Origin of the sequence: Flavobacterium xinjiangense (assembly GCF_900142885.1) — a bacterium.
Taxonomy (GTDB): Bacteria; Bacteroidota; Bacteroidia; order Flavobacteriales; family Flavobacteriaceae; genus Flavobacterium; species Flavobacterium xinjiangense.
In genome coordinates this window covers 241,447-267,079 of sequence record NZ_FRCL01000004.1, presented here as the reverse complement: position 1 = coordinate 267,079, position 25,633 = coordinate 241,447, and the positions used below count along the sequence as shown (strand labels likewise).

Annotated in this window: 20 protein-coding genes; 13 read left to right on the top strand and 7 right to left on the bottom strand. The window is 34.7% G+C overall.

The window, feature by feature from the left end:
- Positions 1-137: 137 nt before the first annotated feature.
- Positions 138-1,208 carry a serine hydrolase domain-containing protein gene (locus tag BUC23_RS06835; protein WP_073207473.1) on the bottom strand — a complete coding sequence of 357 codons (1,071 nt, stop codon included), beginning with the start codon at positions 1,206-1,208 and terminating at the stop codon, positions 138-140.
- 251 nt (positions 1,209-1,459) lie between these two features.
- On the opposite strand from BUC23_RS06835, the gene BUC23_RS06830 reads away from it, so the two are divergent.
- Both BUC23_RS06830 and BUC23_RS06825 read left to right on the top strand, forming a co-directional pair.
- Positions 1,460-1,903, top strand: coding sequence for a hypothetical protein (locus tag BUC23_RS06830; protein WP_073207470.1), 444 nt, complete (start codon positions 1,460-1,462; stop codon positions 1,901-1,903).
- Positions 1,884-2,180 (top strand): DciA family protein, encoded by a 297-nt coding sequence (locus BUC23_RS06825; RefSeq protein WP_073207467.1) that lies wholly within the window; start codon positions 1,884-1,886, stop codon positions 2,178-2,180. Before BUC23_RS06830 ends, BUC23_RS06825 begins: the two co-directional genes overlap by 20 nt.
- A 108-nt stretch (positions 2,181-2,288) precedes the next feature.
- On the opposite strand, the gene BUC23_RS06820 is transcribed toward BUC23_RS06825, so the two are convergent.
- The 3 genes from BUC23_RS06820 to bshC all read right to left on the bottom strand — a co-directional run bounded on the left by BUC23_RS06820 (position 2,289) and on the right by bshC (position 5,721).
- On the bottom strand, positions 2,289-2,708 hold the full coding sequence (locus BUC23_RS06820; RefSeq protein WP_073207465.1) for a nucleoside-diphosphate kinase: 420 nt from the start codon (positions 2,706-2,708) through the stop codon (positions 2,289-2,291).
- 112 nt (positions 2,709-2,820) lie between these two features.
- Positions 2,821-4,092 carry an acyltransferase family protein gene (locus BUC23_RS06815; protein ID WP_073207463.1) on the bottom strand — a complete coding sequence of 424 codons (1,272 nt, stop codon included), beginning with the start codon at positions 4,090-4,092 and terminating at the stop codon, positions 2,821-2,823.
- Between the two features lie 36 nt (positions 4,093-4,128).
- A complete protein-coding gene (bshC, locus tag BUC23_RS06810; protein WP_073207460.1) occupies positions 4,129-5,721 on the bottom strand; it encodes a bacillithiol biosynthesis cysteine-adding enzyme BshC in 1,593 nt (530 codons plus the stop codon).
- Positions 5,722-5,826: 105 nt separating this feature from the next.
- Here bshC and BUC23_RS06805 point away from each other — a divergent pair, with 105 nt between their 5' ends.
- The 3 genes from BUC23_RS06805 to BUC23_RS06795 are packed head-to-tail and all read left to right on the top strand — an operon-like array spanning position 5,827 to position 8,158.
- A complete protein-coding gene (locus BUC23_RS06805) occupies positions 5,827-6,081 on the top strand; it encodes an autorepressor SdpR family transcription factor (protein WP_073207458.1) in 255 nt (84 codons plus the stop codon).
- A gap of 4 nt (positions 6,082-6,085) precedes the next feature.
- The gene (locus BUC23_RS06800; RefSeq protein WP_073207455.1) at positions 6,086-6,739 is read left to right on the top strand and encodes an SdpI family protein; all 654 of its coding nucleotides are present in this window, start codon (positions 6,086-6,088) and stop codon (positions 6,737-6,739) included.
- Between the two features lie 42 nt (positions 6,740-6,781).
- Complete coding sequence (locus BUC23_RS06795; protein WP_073207453.1) at positions 6,782-8,158, top strand: alpha/beta hydrolase family protein; 1,377 nt, start codon at positions 6,782-6,784, stop codon at positions 8,156-8,158.
- Between the two features lie 59 nt (positions 8,159-8,217).
- Here the strand turns inward: BUC23_RS06795 and BUC23_RS06790 are convergent, their stop codons facing one another.
- On the bottom strand, positions 8,218-10,401 hold the full coding sequence (locus BUC23_RS06790) for a T9SS type B sorting domain-containing protein (RefSeq protein WP_073207450.1): 2,184 nt from the start codon (positions 10,399-10,401) through the stop codon (positions 8,218-8,220).
- Between the two features lie 168 nt (positions 10,402-10,569).
- On the opposite strand from BUC23_RS06790, the gene BUC23_RS06785 reads away from it, so the two are divergent.
- From BUC23_RS06785 to BUC23_RS06765, 5 genes are all read left to right on the top strand, one after another.
- Complete coding sequence (locus BUC23_RS06785) at positions 10,570-12,768, top strand: B12-binding domain-containing radical SAM protein (RefSeq protein ID WP_073207734.1); 2,199 nt, start codon at positions 10,570-10,572, stop codon at positions 12,766-12,768.
- A gap of 102 nt (positions 12,769-12,870) precedes the next feature.
- The gene (locus BUC23_RS06780) at positions 12,871-13,356 is read left to right on the top strand and encodes an acyl-CoA carboxylase biotin carboxyl carrier protein subunit (RefSeq protein WP_073207448.1); all 486 of its coding nucleotides are present in this window, start codon (positions 12,871-12,873) and stop codon (positions 13,354-13,356) included.
- 4 nt (positions 13,357-13,360) lie between these two features.
- The gene (accC, locus tag BUC23_RS06775) at positions 13,361-14,800 is read left to right on the top strand and encodes an acetyl-CoA carboxylase biotin carboxylase subunit (protein WP_073207445.1); all 1,440 of its coding nucleotides are present in this window, start codon (positions 13,361-13,363) and stop codon (positions 14,798-14,800) included.
- A gap of 120 nt (positions 14,801-14,920) precedes the next feature.
- Complete coding sequence (locus BUC23_RS06770; protein ID WP_073207442.1) at positions 14,921-16,462, top strand: acyl-CoA carboxylase subunit beta; 1,542 nt, start codon at positions 14,921-14,923, stop codon at positions 16,460-16,462.
- A 296-nt stretch (positions 16,463-16,758) separates the two neighbouring features.
- Complete coding sequence (locus BUC23_RS06765) at positions 16,759-18,900, top strand: ATP-binding protein (RefSeq protein ID WP_073207439.1); 2,142 nt, start codon at positions 16,759-16,761, stop codon at positions 18,898-18,900.
- Between the two features lie 61 nt (positions 18,901-18,961).
- Here the strand turns inward: BUC23_RS06765 and BUC23_RS06760 are convergent, their stop codons facing one another.
- Positions 18,962-20,293, bottom strand: coding sequence for an aminotransferase class III-fold pyridoxal phosphate-dependent enzyme (locus BUC23_RS06760; RefSeq protein ID WP_073207436.1), 1,332 nt, complete (start codon positions 20,291-20,293; stop codon positions 18,962-18,964).
- A 73-nt stretch (positions 20,294-20,366) separates the two neighbouring features.
- Positions 20,367-21,824: a CoA-acylating methylmalonate-semialdehyde dehydrogenase gene (locus BUC23_RS06755; protein ID WP_073207433.1), complete on the bottom strand. Its 1,458-nt coding sequence runs from the start codon at positions 21,822-21,824 to the stop codon at positions 20,367-20,369.
- Positions 21,825-22,027: 203 nt separating this feature from the next.
- Between BUC23_RS06755 and BUC23_RS06750 the strand changes: the two genes are divergently transcribed.
- Genes BUC23_RS06750 through BUC23_RS06740 form a run of 3 tightly spaced genes read left to right on the top strand, consistent with a single transcriptional unit; the run spans position 22,028 to position 25,604 of the window.
- Positions 22,028-23,554: a Na+/H+ antiporter NhaC family protein gene (locus BUC23_RS06750; protein ID WP_073207431.1), complete on the top strand. Its 1,527-nt coding sequence runs from the start codon at positions 22,028-22,030 to the stop codon at positions 23,552-23,554.
- A gap of 10 nt (positions 23,555-23,564) precedes the next feature.
- The gene (locus tag BUC23_RS06745; protein WP_073207428.1) at positions 23,565-24,242 is read left to right on the top strand and encodes a GNAT family N-acetyltransferase; all 678 of its coding nucleotides are present in this window, start codon (positions 23,565-23,567) and stop codon (positions 24,240-24,242) included.
- A gap of 15 nt (positions 24,243-24,257) precedes the next feature.
- A complete protein-coding gene (locus BUC23_RS06740) occupies positions 24,258-25,604 on the top strand; it encodes an aspartate aminotransferase family protein (RefSeq protein ID WP_073207425.1) in 1,347 nt (448 codons plus the stop codon).
- Positions 25,605-25,633: the final 29 nt, after the last annotated feature.

Here is a 25,633-nt window from a genome sequence, read left to right as displayed (position 1 = left end):
ATTTTATCAGTATTTCTTCTTTTGTTTTGGCCAATCTTATCAGAAGTAAAAGTATTAGTTTTTACTATTTTTTATTGCTGGTTGGTTTAGTTTTCTTTGTTCTGGGAATGGTAAAAAGGATGAAAAACAAATAATTTTTACTGATACAAAGCACTGATTTTCTGCCATAAAGTTTCATCAAAATCCGACAGCGCCAGATTGACGTTATCAGCTGCGTCGGCCATTCTAATTACTACCATTTTCTTGCTAGGAATGACATATGTTTTCTGGTCATTTTTGCCTAAAGCCATAAACATATCATTTGGCGCAGTAGGAATGATACTTCCGGGAATCGTAAGTTGTGATTGTGGTAAATGGTAACTGCTTTTTCCATTGAGCCACCATAAATATCCGTAACCAAGATTTATTGTTTGTGAAGTATTTGTCGCTTCGTTAAAATAGGTTTCGTTCAAAATAATAGTGTTATCCCATTTTCCTTTATTGTACATCAACAATCCAAAACGAGCCATACTTCTAGTTGTACTTCCATAAACGGAATTATTGCCAGATTGAAACCAAGCACCATCCATTCCTATTTTGTCTCTTAATTTTGCATTGAAATAAGCGTTCCAAGTTTGACCGCTTGCTTGCGCAATCACGTCTTGCAATTTTACATATACGTTATGATAGGCCCAACGGGTTCCGGCATCAGCTTTGTACTGAAGACTTGAAGGGGAAACATCATCACCATTAGCAATATCTTCGATACCGGAAGTCATTGTGAGTAGGTTTTTGCAGGTAATTAAATTTTCTTGAGCTAAAGTTTCGCTTGTCCAACCCGTTCCAATATATTGAGAAACTTTATTGTTTATGTTTATTATATTTTCTTGTTGGGCAATTCCAGTTAAAGTGGAAGTCAATGTTTTTCCGGCACTGGCCCAATACCAATTAGCAGACGCTGAATGACCGTTGAAATAATTTTCCATGACGATACGGCCGTTGACCAGAATAATGAAACCCTTTGTGTGTTTCAGTTCTAAATAATCCAAAAGTGGCTGGACGGCGGTTTGTTTCCAACCTAAACCTGCAATTGATTTTGTTTCCCAAATAGTACCGGTTAATGGTGGGAAATAAATCGTTTCTGTTGGTGTAGGCGCAGGCTCAACAGTTTCTGAATTACAACCGAAGCATAGTAATAGGATAAGGAAACTATAGATTGTTTTTGGCATCTTACTAATGATTTATTTCTAATTAGTTTAAGACCAAAAATATATAAAATAGTTTAATGTGTTTTTCCTTTTTTTGTTTTCTTTGCGTTTATTAAGTTTAACTTTGTCTTTGAAACGAAAATAGTATTTGGTTTCAAATGACCTAGCCCTGATGGAAACGGCATCCTTTTTCTTGAAATTCTGACGAAGGAAGAATAACAAGAAAAAGATATAGTGGACAGCGGGAAATAGCTCCTAAAAATAATAATTATATGAAAAATGCATTTAGAATTGTATTTATTTCACTGTTTTTTGTTGCTTGTCAGCAAAAGATAACTCCTGCTGATGTTGCTAAAATTAATGGATATTGGGAAATTGAAAAAGTAGTTTTTGACCAAGGAAAAGATAAGGATTATGGGATGAATGAAAGTTATGATTATTTTCAAATAGGCAAAAATAACAGTGGAACCAGAAAGAAAGTTATGCCGCAGCTAGACGGTACTTTTTTGGTAAACAATACCTATGAAAATGTAACTGTGCGATTTGCAGACGATAAAGCATTTATAGATTATTCGACTCCGTTTACAAAATGGAGTGAGGAGTTAATCTCTCTTTCGGAAGATAAAATGGTGCTTAAAAACCAGGAAAAAAAGGAATATCATTATAAGAAAACGGGACCAATAAATCTTCTGGGCGATGGCAAAAAGACTAAATAATCAAAGTACGATTGGGGATGTTTTGAAACAAATTATCCAAGTAAATAAACTTCAACCCGGAATGGACCAGATTGATGTGAAAGATGCGTGGAAAAATTTGATGGGGAACGGAGTGAACAGTTATACGAATAACGTGGTTTTGAAAGGTTCGACTTTGTATGTTGAATTGACTTCATCGGTTTTAAGAGAAGAATTAAGTCATGGAAAGTCTAAAATTGTCGCGATGATTAATGAAGAATTACGTCGTGACGTTGTGAGAGATGTTGTTTTGAGATAATGAAGAAGTGTTCAGTATTCAGTGCTCAGTATTTAGTTGTGATTGTAAAATAAAAAAATCCCGTTTCAATTTTGAAACGGGATTTTTTTATTTATCTGTAACAGAATACTAGAACTGCTCTCTTCCAGCAAAATGGAACGCACCTTCGATAGCTGCATTTTCATCGCTATCAGAACCGTGAACTGCATTTTCTCCAATAGAAGTTGCGTATGCCTTACGGATAGTTCCTTCAGCAGCTTCAGCTGGGTTTGTAGCACCAATTAAAGTTCTAAAATCTTCAACAGCATTGTCTTTTTCTAAAATAGCAGCAACAATAGGACCACGAGTCATGAATTCAACTAATTCACCGTAGAAAGGTCTTGCAGCGTGTACAGCGTAAAATGCTTGTGCATCAGCAATTGTTAATTGAGTTAATTTCAAAGAAACAATTTTGAAACCAGCAGTTGTAATCATTGCTAATATATTTCCGATGTGTCCGTTCTCAACGCCATCAGGCTTAATCATTGTAAAAGTTCTATTAGTAGCCATTTTATTTTCTGTTTTTTAAATTTTGTGCAAAAATAGACTTTTTTTTGAATTGAAATTGTTAAATCAGCAGTTTAGCCGCTTTTATTTATTTAAAAGTGCTGTTTTTATTATTTTATACTTTAAAAATTAACTTGTTTTTGTAAAATAACCACAAAATGAAAGACCAAATTCCTACGTAAATTAAAGCTCCGACTAAGGATGCCAATAATGGATTATTGAAAAATGGCTCAATCCAAAAACTATAAAGATACTTTTGAAGATTGATTTGTTCTGTTGGTATTTGAGGATTTTGGAATTGAATCATTCTCAAGCCTTGCGGAATAATGCCGGAGAAAAAGAATACCACCATTGGATTTACGCCCCAAATTAAAAACAACTTTGTCCATTTTTTATAATCTGCAACTTCAATCACATAAAATAAAAAAGTTAAACATAGTATGGCTAATCCTGAAGTGTATAAAACATAAGAGCTGGTCCAAAGTGATTTGTTGATAGGAAATACGATGTTCCAAAGTAGTCCCAATAAAGTAAGTATTAAACCTATTATTGCCATTTTTTTGACAATTTCCAACTTTGGTAAAGTACGGTTAATCAATTGTCCAATCAACAACCCGATTATTCCTGAAGCTATTGCGGGAATGGTACTTAAGATTCCTTCAGGATCCCAAGTTTTTGAAAAAATCCACATGTGTCCTTCTAATACTACACTATCTAACCAAGCGCCCAAGTTAGTTCCTTTTTGAAAGTTTGCCGCTCCAATTCCCGGAACGGGTACTAAAGCCATTAATCCCCAATATGCCAGTAATAGTGCTATAGCGGTTAGAAGTTGTGCTTTTTGACTGGTTTTTAAATACAATAGAGAAACAAAAAAATAGACAATTCCAATTCGTTGAAGCACGCCTGGAATTCTAACCTCTTGATATGCTTCGATACCGCTGTATGCTAAAAAGAGTAAAAGGGCAAAGACAAAAAGTGTCAAATAGGTCTTGATTTTCAAGCTGAAGTTACCTAAAAGCGCATAACTTACTCCTATGGTAATGACTAATTTGCCTAATAATAATGGAATTCCTTGCAGACCAAAAAGTTCTATTTTACCAAAAAAATTGAGAAATAATCCCAAACAAAAAATCCGTAAAGCGCGTATTGATGTTTTATTAAAAGTGGTGCTATCAAACTGTTTAGTTGGCATTGCAAAAGATATTGCTACTGCCATTATAAAAATAAAGAAGGGAAAGACCAAATCCGTTGGGGTGCATCCGTTCCATTCTGCATGTTCTAATGGTGGATAAATATGATCCCAACTTCCAGGATTATTTACAATTGTCATCAATAAAATTGTGAAGCCTCTAAATACATCCAGCGAAATTAAGCGTTCTTTAGTCATTGATTTTTTGTTGGTTTTGGTTAATAATACTAGAGTTTACGGCAATAAAATTATATCAAAATTTTGTTCCAAAGGTTTTAAGTTATTGATAATCATTGGAATCAAATTTGCTCCGTTTTCTATATAAAATTCAGAAAAATTAGCCTGACGCTCTTGTAAACTTTCATTTGGGAATAAGTCGTTTTGTAAGTCTGTGATGCGTTGCAATATGTCGCTTAACTTTCTTTTTTGTGCTTTTAGTAAACGTTTTTCCAGGTTTTCCAATCCCTTTGTTTGTTTTACTTCTTGGGCTTTTACCGCTCCAATAAAGGATTCGTCGGTATGATTGGCAATTTCATATAGTGATCCGAATTGTTTTTGTAATTGCTCTTTAATCGCTGACAAATCGATTGGGAATTCAGATAATTGTCGGGTCTTATTATTTAATAATTCAGCTTGGTTTGAAAATAAGTCTTTCCAGCTTAAGTCCAGTTTGTCTGCTTTTTTAGCTTGTTTTTCGGTTGCCAATAAAACTGAATTTCTTAGTAAAAGAATAGGGAAAGTCACTTTTGCAGCAGCAAAAAATGATTTTAATTCCAACCAATACGCAATTTCTCCTCCGCCGCCAATGTAGCATAGATTTGGTAAAATCACTTCTTGATATAACGGACGCATAATCACGTTAGGACTGAATTTTTCCGGATGTGATTCGAGTAATATCAGAATTTCACTTTCAGAAAAATCAATTTTAGTATGATTTACTTTGTATTTCCCATTTTCAAGAACGATACGTTCTCGCAGGTTATCTTCAATATAAAACAAATTGATTTCACGAGGATTCACCTGAATCGTATAGTCTTTTAGTTGTTTGGCAGTTTCGAGTACTAATGGATATGAAGATTGATGCAGCAATTCTTCTTTAGCATAAGGAATAAAAGCGCGTTTTAAATCGGAATTGTCCGCATCCAGAATAACCAAACCGTATGCGCCAAATAATGCATTAGCTAAATGTCTTGTAGCATCAGCCAAATTAGCATGAGTGAGATACGATTCCTGAAACATTTTTTTCAGGGTCTCGGCATATGTACTTGAACCTAATTCCAAGGCAAATACCTCAAAGAAATCCTCTAAACCTTTAGTAGATAATCTTCCAACAGGACCAGTACTTTCTGTATTCCATCGGAATTTTTTTCCTTTAAAATTGAAATAATTAATCTCTTCAAAATCATGATCTTCGGTTGCCATCCAGTAAATAGGAACAAAGTTATAGGAAGGATATTTCGCTTTTAATTCATTAGTTAAATTAATGGTTGAAATAATTTTGTACAAAAAATACAAAGGTCCGCTGAATAAATTTAATTGATGACCAGTGGTGACCGTAAATGTATTTGGAAGTGCTAAAGCTTCAATATTTTGTTTAGTTAAAGCCGAAGTTTCAACTTTTAAATATTGTTTTTGTAAAGCCGAAACTAAAATAGGTCTGTTATGATTGTCGTAGTTGTTTTGCTTTTCTAGGATTTGGCTTTCAAAGTTTTCAAGTTTTGGAAATCTATTGTATAGAGAATCTAAATTGTTTTTTTGATCTAAATAATCGTTCATCAAAGAAGAGAAATATCCGGAGTTTTGATAGCTGATACAGTCGGTTGGCATATTGGATTTTATTTGATGCTAAATTACCGAAAAATATCGGAACAAATATTTGCTAAAGCGAAAAAATATTTAGACATTTGTCTAAATATATAAATACTTTAAATAATGAATGCCATTTTTAAAGCATTAAACGATGCGACTCGCAGAGAAATATTAGAACTTTTGAAAACTAAAGAAAGGTCTGCAGGTGAAATAGCGGATCATTTTAATATTTCAAAACCCAGTATTTCACACCATTTGGATATTTTAAAACAAGCCGATTTAATTACCTCTGAAAAAAAAGGGCAATTCGTAATTTATTCTATCAACACCACTATAATGGAAGATGTTTTGCAATGGATATTAACTTTTAAAAAATAAAAACATGAAATTAACTTTAAGAAATGAATTACCTATTATCGCAATTGTTTTAATCCCTTTTATTTATTTGGCTTTTCTGTGGAATACCTTACCCGAAAAAGTTCCGACTCATTGGAATTCTAGTGGAGAAATTGATCGTTGGGGAGATAAATATTCTTTGATTGGGCTGCTATTTCTTTTGCCGGTTTTAACGTATCTTTTACTTTTAGTTATCCCTAAAATTGATCCCAAAAAGAGAATTGAGATAATGGGAGGGAAGTACTACCAATTGAAATTTATATTGGTTTTGTTGATGTCAACTTTAGCAGTTGCCATTTTGTATATAACAGTAAATCAATCCACTTCAAGTCCAAATTTAATTTATGCTCTTATTGGAATTTTAATTGTGGTAATGGGAAATTATTTTAAAGTAATTCAGCCGAATTATTTTTTAGGTATACGAACACCATGGACTTTAGAAAATAAAGAGGTGTGGAAATCTACGCATACTTTTGCAAGTAAACTTTGGGTTATTGGAGGGTTAGTAATCGTATTGGGAGGATTGATTTTAGAAAATGATTCTTTCTCGGTTGCTTTTATTACACTTGTTGTTGTATTGGCAGTCGTTCCTATGGTGTATTCTTACATTAAGTTTAAGGAGATAGAGAAAAACAGTTAGGACTTTGGATTTAGTATTAATTAATAGATTTAGTCAGATAAAATGAAGAAAACAGTATTTTTTTTAGTAGCAATTTTCGCCTCTTTTACAATGGTTGGGCAAGAAATTACAGGGCAATGGAATGGCGTTTTGAAAGTTCCCGGCGCACAGTTAAGAGTTGTATTTAATGTCAGTAAATCCGAAAATGGTTATAGTTCTACCATGGATAGTCCTGATCAAGGTGCTAAAGGAATTCCAGTAACGACAACCAGTTTTGAAAATTCTATTTTGAAGTTGCAAATACCAGCTGCTTCAATTAGTTATGAAGGAACATTAAATAAAGAGAATATAATTGTTGGTAATTTTGTACAAGCGGGTCAGTCGTTTGGTATGAATATTTCAAGAGGAATTATAGAAAAAAAGCTAGTACTAAGACCTCAGGAGCCACAAATACCTTATTCTTATTATACAGAAGAAGTTACATTTGAAAATAAAACAGATAAAAATGTTTTGGCTGGAACTTTAAGTTTGCCACAAAAAGAAGGCCGTTTTCCTGCCGTAATTTTGATTTCCGGTAGCGGTCCTCAAAACAGAGATGAAGAATTAATGGGACATAAACCCTTTCTTGTTTTAGCCGATTATTTGACTAAAAAAGGAATTGCGGTTTTAAGATTTGATGATCGAGGAGTTGCAAAATCTTCCGGTGATTTTAAAAAAGCAACCACTATGGATTTTGCCAAAGACGTTCAAGCAGGAGTTGATTATTTGCGCAGCAGAAAAGAAATTGATAAAAATAAAATTGGATTAATTGGACACAGCGAAGGAGGAGTAATTGCACCTATTGTTGCGGGGAATTCAAAGGATATAGATTTTATTGTATTATTGGCAGGAACAGGAATTCGTGGCGATAAATTGATGCTTTTACAAAAGGAAAAAATAGAACGACAAATGGGAGTTCCTGAAAGTGAAATTATGAAGGGACAAGAAATTTTTAAAGGTGCTTATGATATAGTTTTAGCTTCGAGCGAACGTGATATCAATTTAAAAACTAAAATAAATAGTTATTTCAAATTGCAATTTGGAGATAAAATGTCAGAGGTACAAATCAGCGGATTAACTTCACAAATTGCCAGTCCTTGGATGGTTAATTTTTTGAAATTCGATCCATCTACAGCTTTAGAAAAAGTGAAATGTCCCGTTTTGGCAATAAATGGAGACAAAGATTTGCAAGTTCCTGCTGATGTAAATATAAATGCGATTAAAAATGCGCTGGTAAAAGGAGGTAATAAAAAAGCAACCGCCAAAATTATACCTAATTTGAATCATCTTTTTCAAGAATGCAAAACCGGTTCTCCCGATGAATATGAAACTATTGAGCAAACATTCTCTCCAATTGCATTAGAGGAAATATCCAAATGGATTTTGGTTCAAGTCAAGTAATCAAATTTATTTTATGATTAAAAAGCCCATTTATTGGGCTTTTTTTGTGTGTTATTTTTTTACCTCTTCAAGCTAAAATGGCCTCGATATTCTTTCCCATTCGCTCTGGTAACAACAAACCAATAATCCGTTGATGTAAGTTCTTGTCCATTAAAAGTTCCATTCCAAGCACTATTATTTTTTAATTCTACAATTAATTTTCCGTACCGATCAAATATTTTAACGGTTAAATCCTCTTCAACATCTGAAAATTTAATATTCCAGGTATCGTTGAAAGCATCTCCGTTTGGGGTAAAGAATTTAGGATATGACAAGGACGAAGTATCTTCTCCTGTTAAATCACAATTTGCAAGGGCTAAAATTCGGGTATTTATCATAATGCGATTGCTTTCACAATTAGCTACAGTTTGTGAGGCGTAATAATTCATTCCGTCTTGTAATACAGTTGAAGCCGGTAATAAAGTAATTCCCATTAGTGAATCATACCATTTTAAATTTTGTCCACTAATAATTACATCAATTAATTTCGCATTTTGTGAAATACAAAATGACTGGGGAGAATTTGCAGTTGGTAATGGTTGAATGTTTATCACAACATTGGCTGACTTTTTATCATCGCATCCGCCAGTTCCTGTTATACTACAAGTGTATTGACCGCTTTGTGAAGCATTTGCATTTAATATAGATGGATTTTGTTCCAAGGAAGTAAATCCATTGGGCCCAGTCCAAGAATAATTAGTTCCACCTGTTGCTGAAAGTTGTACCGTATCACCCGAACAAATTGGAGAATTACTGGTAGCAGAAAGATTTTGAGAACATAATTGGAGTTTAACAACCCAAAAATCCTGTAGTCTGCTTTTATTCTCTGTTTTATCTCCAGAAATAGTAGATTGTGACCAGCCTAGCGCAACATAACCTCCATCTTTGGCTTGCACTATAGATTGAGTCTGGTCAAGACTATCACCGCCTACTGTTTTATCCCATTCAAATTTACCTGTTGAGTCAAGTTTCACTATCCAATAATCTCGGTCTCCCCTTGAAGCTTCTGTTTTGTATCCTGAAATTCCCGAGTAGGACATGATTCCTAGAATAAAACCGTTGTCGGAGGTCATTCGAATATCAGCAAATGCTTCAGTACTATCTGCGCCAATATCTTTTTGCCATAGAATTTGTCCAAGGTCATTTATTTTTAGTAGCCAAACGTCAGTAGAATTATTCACTGTTTTTTCCGTTTTGTCTCCAGAAATATTAGAAGACGAATCGCCTCCAATAATGTAGTTTCCCTCAGAGGTGGCTATTATGGATTTTGCGTAGTCGCCATTGTTTCCTCCAATTGTTTTTTGCCAGACAATAGTTCCTGTACTATCGATTTTTAAAAACCAAAAATCTCCTAATCCTCTTGAGTTTTCACTTTTTTCCCCCGAGATATTCGAATGAGATGAGCCAGCTAAGATGTATCCACCATCGGTTGTTTTAACGATAGATTGAACCCAATCAGAATTGTTGCCTCCAAATGTTTTTTGCCACATTATATTTCCAGATGCATCGATTTTAATAATCCACATGTCAAGATTTCCTCGAGAATTGTCCGCTTTTTCACCTGAGATATTAGAATTCGAAGATCCTCCTATAAGATAGCCTCCGTCAGAAGTTTGAATAATTGATGTTAATCGATCTACCCCGGTTCCACCAAAAGTTTTATCCCAAATAATATTTCTGTTAGCATCTAGTTTTACGACCCAATAATCATCAGCTCCTCTTGAATTTTGAGTTTTTTCTCCTGATATTCCCGAAGAGCTGTAGCCGCCAAGGATGTAACCACCATCGGTTGTTTCTTTTGCAGAAGTCAAATGATCATAATTATTTCCTCCAATTGTTTTTTGCCATGATAAATTACCAGAAACGTCATCAATTTTAATAAACCAATAATCACTTGCGCCTCTCGAATTCTCACTTTTATCGCCAGAAATATTAGAGTGAGAATATCCTCCCAAAATATAATTCCCATCCTTTGACAATTCTATAAAATCAGCCCATTCTGTATCATTACCTCCAATCGTGTTTTGCCACTGAATTGTTTGGGAACTCATTTTGACCGAAAAAGAAAGAAAAATAATTAAATAGAGTGCGATGAAAATTGAACGATAACTTTTGTATTCTTTAAAATAATGGTTTTTCTTTTCATTTTGACCAAATGATATTTGAGATATTATTAAAAAAAGCAAGGGTAATTTTAGTTTCATTTATTTGATTTGACAATTGTAAATGTAACTAAATATGTACAAATCACACAAACATTTAATTATAGGTATCGTTTTGTTTTTGAAGTTAAATTTGGAATTCGAATTGTGGACCATCTTTTCCTAAAAAGAACAGAATTATCCCTTATTTTTGCACCAAAATTATTTCTTTTGAAAACCAAATTATTTCTTATCACGCCGCCTTTTACCCAACTGAATACACCGTATCCGGCAACGGCTTATATAAAGGGGTTTCTGAATACCAAAAATATCGAATCCGTTCAGGCCGATTTGGGAATCGAAGTGATTTTGAAATTATTTTCGAAAGAAGGTTTGCAAAGTTTGTTTGAGGTTGCAAGTTTAAAGTTTAATGCTGGAGAAATTTCGGATAACTCAAAACGTATTTACGCTTTACAAGATGAATATATTAAAACAATTGATCCTGTCATTGCTTTTTTACAAGGAAAAAATCCAACATTGGCGCTTCAAATTTGTCAGGAAGATTTCTTGCCGGAAGCTTCCCGATTTGCTCAATTAGAAGAATTGGATTGGGCTTTTGGAACGATGGGAACACAGGATAAAGCGAAACATTTAGCAACTTTATATCTCGAAGATATTTCTGATTTTATTGTGGAATGTGTCGATGCTAATTTTGGTTTCAGTCGCTATGCGGAACGTTTGGGACGTTCAGCCAATTCTTTTGACGAATTGTACCAAGCTTTACAACAAGAACCAACGTATATTGATGGAATCTTGCTTTCCATTCTAAAAGAACGAATAGAAACAATTGAACCTACATTATTTTTGATTTCAGTACCGTTTCCGGGAAATTTATATTCGGCTTTTCGTTCCGCTCAATGGGTGAAAAAGCATTATCCGAACATTAAGATTTCAATGGGTGGCGGTTTCCCGAATACCGAATTGCGTTCGCTTTCGGATGCACGGGTTTTTGAGTTCATTGATTATATCACGCTGGATGATGGTGAAATGCCAATTGAAGAATTAATTTACAATATTGAAAATCCTGATCACAATTCTTATAAAAGAACATTCCTTTTAGAAGAAGGAAAAGTCGTTTACAAAAATAATTCCCTAAAACACGATTATAAACAATCCCAAGTGGGAACTCCAGATTATTCGGATTTGCTTTTGGATAAATATATTTCGGTTATCGAAATTGTGAATCCGATGCACCGCATGTGGAGCGACGGACGCTGGAATAAACTCACCATGGCGCACGGTTGCTACTGGGGGAAATGTACATTTTGTGATATTTCTTTGGATTATATAAAAATATACGAACCGGTCGCTGCCAATTTGTTGTGCGACCGAATGGAAGAAATGATTGCTCAAACAGGCGAGAACGGATTTCATTTTGTTGATGAAGCGGCTCCTCCTGCTTTGATGCGTGCTTTAGCTTTAGAAATTTTGCGAAGAAAATTAGCTGTGACTTGGTGGACCAACATTCGATTCGAAAAAAGCTTTACCAAAGATTTATGTTTGCTTTTAAAAGCTTCCGGTTGTATTGCTGTTTCCGGAGGATTGGAAGTTGCTTCGGACAGATTATTAAAACTGATTGACAAAGGTGTAACAGTCGAACAAGTTGCGAAAGTCACTCGTAATTTTACCGAAGCTGGCGTAATGGTTCATGCGTATTTGATGTATGGTTATCCTACACAAACCATCCAGGAAACCGTAGACAGTCTAGAAATGGTACGTCAGTTATTTGAAGTGGGCGTGCTGCAATCCGGATTTTGGCATCAGTTTGCCATGACAGCACACAGTCCCGTGGGATTATATCCAGAGAAATTTGGCGTAGTGAAAGAAACGGAAGTTATTGGAACTTTCGCCAATAACGATATTAATTATATCGATTCAACTGGAATTGACCACGATAAATTCAGTTTTGGACTCAAGAAATCATTATTCAATTTCATGCACGGAATCTGTTTTGATTATGAACTGCAGGATTGGTTTGAATTTAAAATCCCGAAGACCAAAATCTTCCCTGATTTTATTTTTGATGCTTTACAAGAAGAAAATGATTTAAATAGTAAACCCACTGCTAAAATTGTTTGGCTAGGAGGAAAGCCATTTGTAGAACATTTTACCAAATCCAAAAAAGGTAATTCTTGGGAAATGATGACTATGACTTTCCATGATAAGAAAGAAAGCTTCAAGATTCAAACCAATAAGCAAGAAGGAGAATGGCTCGTAGAAATGCTTTTGAAAATCTCCGTTTCTAATACTAAAATTTATACGTTTCAAGAAATAAAAACTGATTTTGAAATACAATCGGAAGACTTTGAATTATTTTGGTATTCAAAACCAATAAAAACCCTAAGAGAATTCGGATTATTAGTGTTGTAAATTTATTTTACTATAACTATATTAAATTAGCATAAAACTTTAATTTTTAGATTACGCAAACGTTTTCTTTACTTATTTTTACAACCAATAAAAAATGTACTTATGAGTATTGGTTATAAAGTAAATGTAAATGACACTTTTCATTTTGATATTGAAAAGAATCATGTTTCAGAGCTAGATGCGGTGAGTGTGGAAACAAATAAATTCCATGTATTGCATGAAAACACACCTTATAAAGCTGAAATCTTAACTTCTGATTTCAATCAAAAAAGCTATATCGTTAAGGTAAACAACAACACCTACACTGTAGCGATTTCAAATCCATTGGATATTCTGATCAAAGAAATGGGATTTGAAGTTGGTCTTGCCAAACAAATCAATTTCATTAAAGCACCTATGCCCGGATTAATTCTGGAAATTAGTGTTGTGGTAGGACAAGAGGTAAAAGAAAACGACAATTTAATTATTTTGGGAGCGATGAAAATGGAAAACAGTTTCCTTTCTCCCCGCGATGGTATTATCAAGTCGATTTCGGTTGCTATGGGAGATGCAGTTGATAAAGGACAGTTGTTAATTGAATTCGAATAAGATTATGAAAAAAATATTAGTTGCCAATAGAGGGGAAATCGCCATCAGGGTGATGAAAACCGCACAAAAAATGGGCATTAAAACGGTAGCGGTTTATTCAACTGCCGATAGAAATGCACCGCACGTAAAATTTGCCGACGAAGCCGTTTGGATTGGAGAAGCACCTTCGAGTCAATCGTATTTGTTAGGAAGTAAAATTATAGAGGTTGCTAAATCTTTAAACGTGGATGCGATTCATCCCGGTTACGGATTCCTGAGTGAAAATGCTGATTTTGCCGAAGAGTGTGAAAAAAATAGCATCATATTTATTGGGCCGAAATCGAGAGCAATTAAAGTCATGGGAAGTAAATTAGCTGCAAAAGAGGCAGTTAAGCAATATAATATTCCAATGGTTCCCGGTGTAGACGAAGCGATTACGGATATCGAAAAAGCAAAATTAGCGGCAAAAGCTATTGGTTTTCCTATTCTTATTAAAGCGTCGGCGGGTGGCGGTGGAAAAGGAATGCGTGTGGTAGAGAGCGAAAGCGATTTTGAATCTCAGATGAACCGAGCAATTAGCGAAGCGATTTCCGCTTTTGGTGATGGTTCCGTTTTTATAGAAAAATATGTGGCTTCGCCGCGACATATAGAAATTCAAGTTATGGCAGATAGTTATGGCAATATTTTGTATTTATTTGAAAGAGAGTGCAGCATACAACGCCGCCATCAAAAAGTGATTGAAGAAGCACCATCTACGGTTTTAACACCTGAATTGCGCAAAAAAATGGGTGAAGCAGCCGTTTTGGTTGCCAAATCATGTGATTATTTAGGAGCGGGAACAGTGGAATTTTTATTGGATGAAAACAATAATTTCTATTTTTTGGAGATGAATACCCGTTTGCAAGTGGAGCATCCCGTTACAGAATGGATTACAGGAACCGATTTAGTGGAACTGCAAATTAGAGTGGCGAGAGGCGAGGAATTAACGATCAAACAAGAAGATTTAAAAATAAAGGGGCACGCTTTAGAATTGCGTGTATATGCCGAAGACCCAATGAATGATTTTTTACCTAGCGTAGGTCATTTAGATGTATATCAATTGCCTGTGGGCGAAAATATTCGTGTCGATAATGGTTTTGAACAAGGCATGGACATTCCTATTTACTATGATCCAATGTTGGCCAAACTAATCACGTATGGAGAAACTCGTGAAGAAGCGATTCAATTGATGCTTAAATCGATTGATGGCTACCATGTGGAAGGTGTACAAACGACATTGCCTTTCGGGAAATTCGTTTTTGAACATGAAGCCTTTCGTTCGGGAAATTTTGATACTCATTTTGTAAAGAAATATTACAATGCCGATGTATTGAAAAACCAAATGGCTAAAGAAGCCGAAATTGCCGCTCTTGTGGCTATGAAACAATATTTTGAAGATCAAAAAATCGTACGCTTGTTAAATTAAAATATTTTTTTAACCATTAAGAGATTAAGAAAAATTAAGTACTGCTTTTTCTAAATGAAACTTAATTTCTTAATGGTTTTTTAATAAAATTAGCGAATTAGCGGTTAAAAAAATACAAATATGAAAGACAAAATAAATACATTAAACGATAAAATTACCGAAGCTCATTCGGGCGGCGGTAAAAAACGTATTGAAAAACAGCATTCCAACAAAAAACTGACTGCCAGAGAACGCGTTGAGTATTTGATGGATGAAGGTTCTTTTGAAGAAATTGGGATGTTGGTCACGCACCGTACTACTGATTTTGGGATGGATAAGGAAATGTTTTATGGTGACGGTGTAATCACAGGATACGGAACTATCAACGGAAGATTAGTTTATATTTTTGCTCAGGATTTTACGGTTTTTGGTGGCTCGTTGTCAGAGACACATGCCGAGAAGATATGTAAAGTCATGGATATGGCCGTCAAAATGGGTGCGCCAATGATTGGCTTGAATGATTCTGGTGGAGCACGTATTCAAGAAGGCGTTCGTTCTTTGGGTGGTTATGCCGATATTTTCTTTAAAAACGTTCAAGCTTCTGGTGTGATTCCGCAAATATCAGCGATTATGGGACCCTGTGCCGGTGGGGCTGTATATTCGCCTGCAATGACTGACTTTACTATGATGGTCGAAGACACCAGTTATATGTTTGTAACGGGACCAAACGTAGTGAAAACCGTAACCAATGAAACCGTAACTTCGGAGGAATTGGGTGGGGCGAGTACCCATTCTACTAAATCGGGAGTGGCGCATTGCACATCAGCAAATGATGTGGAATGCTTGGAAGATCTGAAACGTTTGTTGAGTTATTTGCCACAAAGCAATAAAGAGAAAGCGCACAATTTACCATACGAACTCAATGATGAGGTCCGCACTAAATTAGCGACAATTATTCCGGATAATCCAAACAAACCGTATGATATGCATGAGGTGATTGGTGGCATTATTGACGAAGATTCGTTTTTTGAAATTCATAAAAACTATGCCGAAAATATCCTTGTGGGTTTTGCCAGACTGGGAGGCAGAAGCATTGGAATTATAGCGAACCAACCGATGATTTTAGCCGGCTGTCTCGATGTGAACAGTTCTAAAAAAGCAGCTCGATTTACCCGTTTTTGCGATTGTTTCAATATTCCTTTATTAGTTTTGGTAGATGTGCCAGGATTTTTGCCTGGAACCGATCAAGAGTGGAATGGAATTATAGTTCATGGAGCGAAATTGCTATACGCTTTAAGCGAAGCGACCGTACCAAGAGTGACCGTGATTACTCGAAAAGCCTATGGTGGCGCTTATGATGTGATGAACTCGAAACACATTGGTGCCGACATGAATTTTGCTTGGCCAACTGCCGAGATTGCGGTGATGGGAGCCAAAGGTGCCTCTGAAATTATCTTTAAAAAAGAAATTAGTGAAGCCAACGATCACGAAGCGAAACTCTTAGAAAAGGAAGCGGAATACGCTGATTTGTTTGCGAATCCGTATACTGCTGCGCAACGTGGTTTTGTTGATGAAGTAATCCTGCCACAAGATACAAGGCGCAAACTGATAAAAGCCTTTAGTATGCTTGAAAATAAAGTTAGCATATCTCCTGAGCGGAAACACGGGAATATTCCTTTGTAAAATTTTATAAGACTTGAAAAACCCACCTGATAAAGGTGGTTTTTTTGGTTAAAACACTAAATTGCAACCTGGCTTTTCCCTCTAGTATATGGTGTTTTTTTAGGTGCTTTACTCTTTATTCGAATTGTTTTTTTTACAATATTGAAAGGTTCATATTCAACCATATAGTTTTTTTATTTTATGAAAAAAAAAGTTTAACTTGCGAAAAAGAAATAAGATAATTCTTCTAAAAAAAATAGCAGTTTTTATAATAAAAATCAAATAAATTTATTTTTCAAAAAATACCACTTTGTTCTATGAAAAAATACGGTAATATTAATACCTACTACAAACTTTTATTGTTGATTAGTGCAACAAGTTTGTTCTTTTTATTGCTTTATGTTTCACTTTATCTGTATACGATTCAAGAAGAGAAACAATTTTATAAAAGTACCTATAATCAGTATAAAAATGAAGTCAATTCGCTTTTCAAACTCAATTCTGAAACAGCTACCGCCACAATTATTGACGTTACATTTTGGGATGAGTTAGTCAAATATACCAAGACGAGAGATAAAAATTGGTATAATAAGTCTGTTGCAAGCCAATTCGAAACTTACAACATGGATTATATTGGCGTTTATGATTTAAACAATAATTTGATTAGCAAAACAGTTTCTTCTAAGATTAAAACAAATGATTTTATTCAAAAAGAGGTAATGTCGCAACTTTATAAGTCTAAAATCACTCGGTTTTATTTGCGGATTCCGGAAGGAATAGTCGAGGTTTTTGGCGCAACAATCCATCCTTCAGACGACCCAAAGAAGACTAAATCGAACCCTTCGGGCTACTTTTTTATGGTTCGACTTTTAGATAAACAATTTTTGGAAAATCTAAATCTGATTAGCAGCTCTAAAACAAGTTTGAAGAATGAAAATCAAACAAACGCTTCAGGAGAAGATGTTGTAAACGTAGATTTAGACCTTAAAGATTACAAAAATAATGTAGTATCGCAATTAACTTTTAAAAGAGTTTTTAATCTAAATTTTAAAAACACAAAAGAAATTCTTTTTGTCGTTATACTGGCTTCACTATTTAATATTATCATTTGTCTTTATTTCACCAAACGTTGGGTATATAATCCTTTAAAATTAATTACCAGTATTTTAGAAACAGGAAGTCTATTTGCCATTGGTAGTTTAAAAAGAATAAAAGGAGAATTTGGGTATATTGGTAATCTTTTTGAAGAAAATAGCAATCAAAGAACGCAATTAGAGATTTCAAAACACAAGGCGGAGGAAAGTGATAAACTAAAATCTTCTTTTTTAGCTAATTTGTCACATGAAATCAGAACTCCAATGAATGCTATTGTTGGTTTTAGTGATTTGTTGAATAATCCTGATTTAGAGGAAAATGATAAAGCAGAGTATTTAAGAATAATTAATAGAAGCGGCACTAATTTGGTCTCAATTATTGAAGATCTTATTGAAATGTCGAAGATTGATGCTCTTCAAATTAAGCCCAAATACAAAGGGATTAATCTTAATAAATGCATTCACGAATTGTATGAAACCATAAAAGTCACCATTCCAAAAGAAAAACAAATTAATTTTTTTGTTATTGAATGTGCTCATCCAATTGAGAAGTATTTAATTACAGATGTCGTTAAGTTAAAACAGATTCTTGTGAATTTAATAGCAAATGCAATTAAATTCACAGATCGCGGTTCTATATCTTTTGGTTATGAAATAAACGAAAGTGATGGAACCGTGGTTTTTACAGTAAAAGATACCGGAAGGGGAATTGACGAAAAAAATCTGAAGGCAATATTTGATCGATTTTTAAGAGTTGAGGATCATTTTCATGCTGAATCAAATGGCTTAGGATTGGGCCTTGCTATTTCTAAGGCATATATCGAAATGTTAGGAGGTTCAATTTCTGTAAAATCATCATTTGGTAATGGTTCAACTTTTACATTTAAAATACCATTAGTTTTGGATGAATCGGAAAGAAAAAGTAAAACTAAGACTAATGCTTGTTTTCAACGTAATTCAGGAAATGAAACGATATTGGTTGCTGAGGATGATAATATAAACTTCTTATTATTAAAGAAAATTTTAGAACTAAGAAATTATACAATTATTAGAGCAAATAACGGGCAAGAAGCGGTTGATATTTGCGCAGTAAATAAAAATATTGATTTGGTTTTTATGGATGTCAAAATGCCGGTTATGAATGGTTTAGATGCTTTTGCAATCATTAAAAAAACGAATCCAGATTTAATTGTAATAGCACAAACGGCGTACTCTTCAGCAGAGGATAAAGAAATGATACTGAATCTAGGTTTTAAAAATTATATTACAAAACCTTTGAAACGAGAGAAAATATTTGAATTATTAGATGAGTCTTTTGTTGTAAATAACAAAAATAAACACAAAACAGAGGCCGCAGGTCTTTAATAAAAATTCCTATAAGAAAGAGTTGTTAAATATTTTTATTCTTTCTTATAGGAAAAATATATTAGTTCATGTGCTCGTCTGCTATTTTTAAAGCTTCAGAAATAATTGCTAATCCTTCATCGATTTGAGCTTCGTTAATCATTAATGGTGGTGCTATAAAAATATAACCCCAGCGAACAAAAGTATATAATCCTAGCTCTCTTAACTTGGCACCCACTTTATTCATAACTTCCATTTCGGCAGCATTAGCGTTGAAAGGAGCCATTAGTTGGTATGGTTCTTTGCTTTTTATAACATCTAAACAACCCAATAATCCTTTGTTTCTGAAATCACCTATAGACGGATGCTTTTCACGCATTTCGTTGATGCGTTTCTCTATATAAGCACCCATTTTATTGGTGTTTTCAATCAAATTGTCAGTTTCGTAAATGTTGACTACCGCCAGCGAAGCCGCTAAAGAAACCGGATGCGAATTGTAAGTCAATCCTAACCATAAAGGGGAATCTTCATATTTTGCTGCAATTCTATCTGAAACCATTAAGCAACCTAAGGGGAGGTAAGAGGAAGTCAAACCTTTTGCCATACAAATCATATCTGGAATGATCTCACTGTGTTCAAAACCAAACCATTTTCCGGTTCGACCGAAACCACTCATTACTTCGTCAGCAATAAATAGAATTTCATATTTTTCACACAATGCTTTAATTCCTTTTAAATATCCTTTTGGATAATGAAGGCAACCGGATGAACCGCTTTCGCCTTCAAAAATAAAGGCTGCAATCGTATGTCCTCCTTCATATCGAATGATTCTTTCTACCGAATCCAGGCTCCATTTTAATCTCGTTTCTTCATCTTGATCACTTAATCCATAAAAATCATAAGGATCGTCCAAATGAAAAATATTAGTCGATTGCTGTGCATCAGTATATTGTTTTCTTGGATCGCCACCTACAGTCATACTCGCTGATGAATTTCCGTGGAAGCCTCTGTATCTGCCAAATATTTTATGTTTTCCAGTATACAAACGGGCTAATTTTATGGCGTTTTCTATGGATGAAGCACCACACAGCGTAAAAAAAGCTTTGTTTAAATCGCCTGGACAAATCTCTGCTAGTTTTTTAGCTAACTGAGCCCTAATTTCGGTCGTACAAGAAGGCGTAACATAACTCACTTTTTGCATTTGCTCGACTACGGCTGCAGTAACCCGCTGATCGCCATGACCGATATTCACCGACATTAATCCGCTCGAAAAATCGATGATTTTTTTTCCGCCTACTTCATAAAGGTAAACGCCTTCGGCTCTTTCAATTGGAATAGGATTTACATTTTTTTGGGCCACCCAAGTAAACAGGCTGTATTGTTTACTGTCACTTATTATTTGTTCTTTAGTCATTTTAATTTTTTTTACATTTTTCAATTCTCAAAAATCTGAAATCAAAAATCGTTAATCATTATTCGAAAATCTTTTAACTCATCCAGTTGGTTCCTGCTTCAGGATTCCATTTGGTGGTTGTTTTCTTTTCTTTCGTAAAAAAGCCAATAGCACTTTTCCCCGTAATATCTCCTGAACCAAATCTCGATTCATTCCATCCGCCAAAACCAAAAGGTTCTCTGGGAACAGGAACTCCAATATTTACTCCGCACATTCCTGCGGAAGCATTTTCGGTTACGTAATTGGCTAAACCGCCGCTTTGGGTAAACACGGAACACGCATTTCCATAAGGATTGGAATTTTCAATTGCTAAAGCTTCATCAATTGTATTAACACGAACAATGGTTAGAACTGGTCCAAATATTTCCTCTTTTGCAACTTTCATATCAGCAGTTGCGAAGTCAATAATCGTTGGCCCGACATAAAAACCATTTTCTTTCCCTAGAACTATCGTATTTCTGCCATCCAAAACGATTTTGGCGCCTTGTTGTTCCGCTTCAGTGATATATGACTCAATCCTTTCTTTGGCAGCTTTCGAAATTACAGCACCCAATGTTGTACCGCATTGAATTTTATTGGCATCATCAATTAATTTGTCCAGTATCGCATCGCAATTTCCGACGGCGATCAAAGTAGCCGCTGCCATACATCGTTGTCCTGCGCATCCACTCATAGAAGCCACAATATTAGATGATGCCATATCGGGATGCGCATCTGGAAGCAGAATAATATGGTTTTTTGCTCCGCCAAGAGCTAAAACTTGTTTCAAATTTTGACTGGCTCTTTGATACACTATTTTTGCCACTTTTGTAGAACCTACAAAGGTTATGGCTTTAATATCTGGATGATCACACAAATTCTCAACGGTAGATTGTGTACCATTTATGATATTGAATAAGCCATCAGGAAGTCCAGCTTCTTTTAATAGTTTTGCGGTGTATTGACTGCTGATTGGTACCGCTTCAGATGGTTTCAAAATAAAAGCATTTCCTAATGCAATGGCATTTACAATGGTCCAATGCGGAACCATAGTTGGAAAATTAAAAGGAACAATCGAAGCGACAATTCCTAAGGGTAATTTAGTGGAAGAACAGTAAACTCCTTTACTGACTTCCATATTTTCTCCAGTTACAAACTGAGGTAGCGAACAGGCAAATTCGGTCAGTTCAATTGCTTTGTCAATTTCGGCTTTAGCTTCCGCGTGAATTTTTCCGTTTTCTTGATAAATAATTTCGGTTAGTTCAGTGCTATTTTGTTCCAATAACTGCTTGTATTTATAGAATACTTGTACTCTTTCTTTTAAGGTAACTTTTTGCCAGGCTTTTTGCGCTTTTTTTGCAAAATCAATAATTTCATTCAAATCGTCCATCGTAGATTCATTGAAAGTAGTTAATTCCTTACCGTCTAATGGCGATATAACTGTATGAATTTTGCTGGAGTTACCTGATTTAAACTCCCCATTTATAAAGTTTCTTACTTCATCAAATACCATAACTATACTTTTTTTAGTTTTTCAAATATACACTTTTTATTAAAAAAATAATAATATTTTTTGTGAGTATTAAAATTATTGTTAGATTTACAAAATAATCACTTAATTATTAATTTATTTACAAGTCGAATAAAATTTATTTTTAAGTGAAAATTTAAAACTGACCAGTTTAAATTATTCTATTAACCAAAAACCAAAACTCAATGAAATCAATCTCAACTATTATTGGAGTCGCCTTACTATTTCTGGCTGGACTTTGTTATTTTATCAATTGGCACGCTTTAGTTCCCGCATTTACGGTATTAGGAATTGCAATAATGACAAGAAAAGCATTGGAACCCTTAATAATAGGATGCGCTGTTGGTTTTGTGTTATTGGCTATGCAAGGTGGATCGAAAGAATTTTTTCCAGAAGGACAAGGAATGATTTTTCCTCTTAATATGTTTGACGGGATGTTTTCATCGATTTCCCGAGACGCTCATGATCAAGGTTTAATATGGGTTATTTTAGTATGTATATTATATGGTGCATTTGTACAATTATTAGTTGCTTCTGGAGGAATAAATGCTGTAGGCAGATACTCTGAGAATCACGTTAAAAATAAAAAGCAGTCATTAATTATGACTTATTTTTTAAGTTTCTTCTTTTTTCTGGATGATTATTTAAGTGCACTGTCTATTGGTAATACGATGAGACCTATTACAGATAAATTTGGTGTTTCAAGAGAGAAATTAGCATTGGTTTTGAGTTTTGTTTGTGTACCGTTGACAATAATATTTCCTATTTCGACTTGGACTATTTTTTATGGAACTCAAATAGCGGCTATTCAAGGAGGAGTTTTGAATAGTGCAGGAAAGGTTATAACAAGTCCTATTGAAGCATTTTTAGGAACAATTCCTTATAATTTTTCAGCGTGGATTTCATTAATTCTGGGAGCTTTAGTGGTATTTCAATTGATACCGGATTCAAAAGCAATCAAGGAAGCTGAAGCGAGTGTGAAGATAATTGATCCTGAAGTTGTAAAAGTGAAGAAAAAACCAGCAAGAGAAGGGAAGTTGGTCTATTTTATTTTGCCTTTGGTTATTTTAATTTGGTGTACCATTTTTCCTTATCCGTATGATTCGGAATATTGGGGTAGTTTAACTTTTTCTTCTGAATCGATTTTCAGCAGTATTGATGCCCTTCGCGGAATAGCAACAGCTTGTGTATTTACCTATTTGTTTTATTTAGTATTAGGAGTCATAAAATTTAATAAAATTTCAAACAACTTTGTCAAAGGGATGGAATCAATCACTTTTGTGTTAGTAGTTCTTGGAATGACCTATTTATTAAAAGATGTTCAAAACGGATTGGGTTTTAATGAATTTGTAGCAGAGAAATTACAAGGAATTAGTTGGTTGAATCATGCGACACTTCCTTTTGTTGTTTTTGCATTAGTAGCATGGATTTGTTGGGCTACAGGTTCTAACTGGGGAATATATGCGATTTTAGTTCCAACTACTGCTATTTTATCACGCACATTAGGAGCTGATTTTTGGCTTACCCAAGGTGCATTGGCATCTGGAACGGTTTGGGGAGCTGCGGCTTGTTTCTTCTCTGATAACAGAGTGCTTACGGCGCAATCATGTAAAATAGATATGATGAAACATGGGATTTCACAATTTCCATATCAGTTAGTAATATTTGGAGTGTCATCAATTTTATATTTAATAGCCGGATATGTAATTTAAAAGTAAAAATATGATAAGCAAAAGTATTTTTGAAAATCAATTTATAATTCGGAATGCTACATTAGACGATGTCATTCAGATGGAGTACGTACAGTCGCAATGTTATCCAACTTTGCATGAGTCTGAAATATTGAATAGAAATCATTTTGCCAATCATATAAAAATATTTCCTGAAGGACAATTAGTAATTGAAGAGGACGGAAAAATTATAGCTTCTGCAAGTACCTTTAGATGTTATTTTCCGGAGCATGACAGTACGTTCCTAGAAGAGACAGATAATTTATGGTTAACCAAAGTCCATAGGCCCGAGGGAGATTGGATGTACGGAATTGACATGGGAGTGTTACCGGAATATCGTGGTTTGGGTCTTTCTAAAGAAATGTATAAGGCTCGTCTGGAAGTTTGTCGAAATCTAGGACTAATAGGTCAGATCATTGCAGGAATGACAATTGGTTACGGAAAAGTAAAAGACAAAATGACAATTGAAGAATATTGTTATGGATTAGAAATAAATAAATATGCCGATCCAACCGTCACGCCACAGCGAAAATCAGGATTTAGATGGATAAAGCCTTTATATAATTATATAAATGATCCTGAATCTGGTTTTGCAAGTATCTTGATGTATTTACCTGTTGATGAAGATTATAGTTTGAAAAAATATTTAGAAAATAAAAAACAGAATTAAAATAAAAATAAAAAAATGGGAACTCAAATTAAAAAAGTATCAGAAATTCCTGGACCAAAGAGCAAAGAAATGTTAGCAAGAAGAGCTGCTGCTTTACCTGCCGGTTTAGGAAAATCTACCGAAGTGGTTGTTGAAAAGGCTGAAGGTGCTTTAGTGTGGGATGTAGATGGAAACCAATTAATCGATTTTGCTGGAGGAATTGGGATGGTGAATTTAGGTCACAGACCTCAAATAGTTGTTGATGCTATAAAAGACCAAATGGATAAATACCTGCATACGGGTGCATTGGTTACTACTTTTGAACCGTATTTAGAATTTGCAGAACTGCTTAACAAAATTACTCCGGGTGATTTTCCTAAGAAAACGTTATTGGCGTGTTCCGGATCTGAAGCGGTTGAAAATGCAGTGCAAATTGCAAGATATTACACAAAACGTCCTGCAGTAATTTGCTTTGAAGGGGCTTATCACGGTAGAACATTACTTACGTTGAGTTTAACCAGTAAATATGCTTTGTTTAAAAAAGGATTTGGGAGTTACGCTCAGGATATTTATCGTTTTCATTCTCCAAATGTATATCGCAAACCAGATAATTTCACAGAAGAGGAATATATTGATTTTTGTATCGAACGTTTCGATCAGAACTTAATTTCACACGTAGATCCGTCTTCGGTTGCGGCAATTATTATAGAACCTGTTCAAGGGGAAGGTGGTTTTATTCCTGTGCCAAAGCGTTTCTTGGAAAAAATTAGAAAAGTTTGTGATGAACACGGTATCGTTTTTATTGCCGATGAGGTTCAGGCTGGAGCCGGTAGAACTGGAAAATTCCTTTCTATCGAGCACAGCGGAGTGATTCCGGATATGGTAACGATGGCAAAATCCATTGGGTCAGGATTGCCAATTAGTGCCGTAACAGGTAAAGCAGAAATGATGGACGCACCCCATTTAGGAGGTGTTGGAGGAACGTATTCAGGAAGTCCAATTGCTGTAGTGGCTGCACTTGCCACTGTCAAAGAAATTAATACACCAGAATTTTTAGCAAAATCAGTTCATGTGGGAGATGCCATCAGAACACGATTAAATGCTATGGCAGATAAATTTTCTTGTATTGGTGATGTTCGTGGAATAGGGGCCATGTTGGTAGTTGAATTTGTAAAAGATAAAAAAACCAAAGAGCCTGATATGGATTTTGCTATGGCAGTAATCAAAAAATCCGTTGCGAATGGATTAATTTTAATCAGAGCAGGATTGTACACCAATTGTATTCGTTTTTTACCTCCAATTGTTATCACTGACGAACAATTGCAGGAAGGAATGGATGTGATTGAAAATGCAATTCAAGAGGTTTTAAACGAAAGAAAATAGTTTCAAGACTTAAACTTTAGAATAAAAAA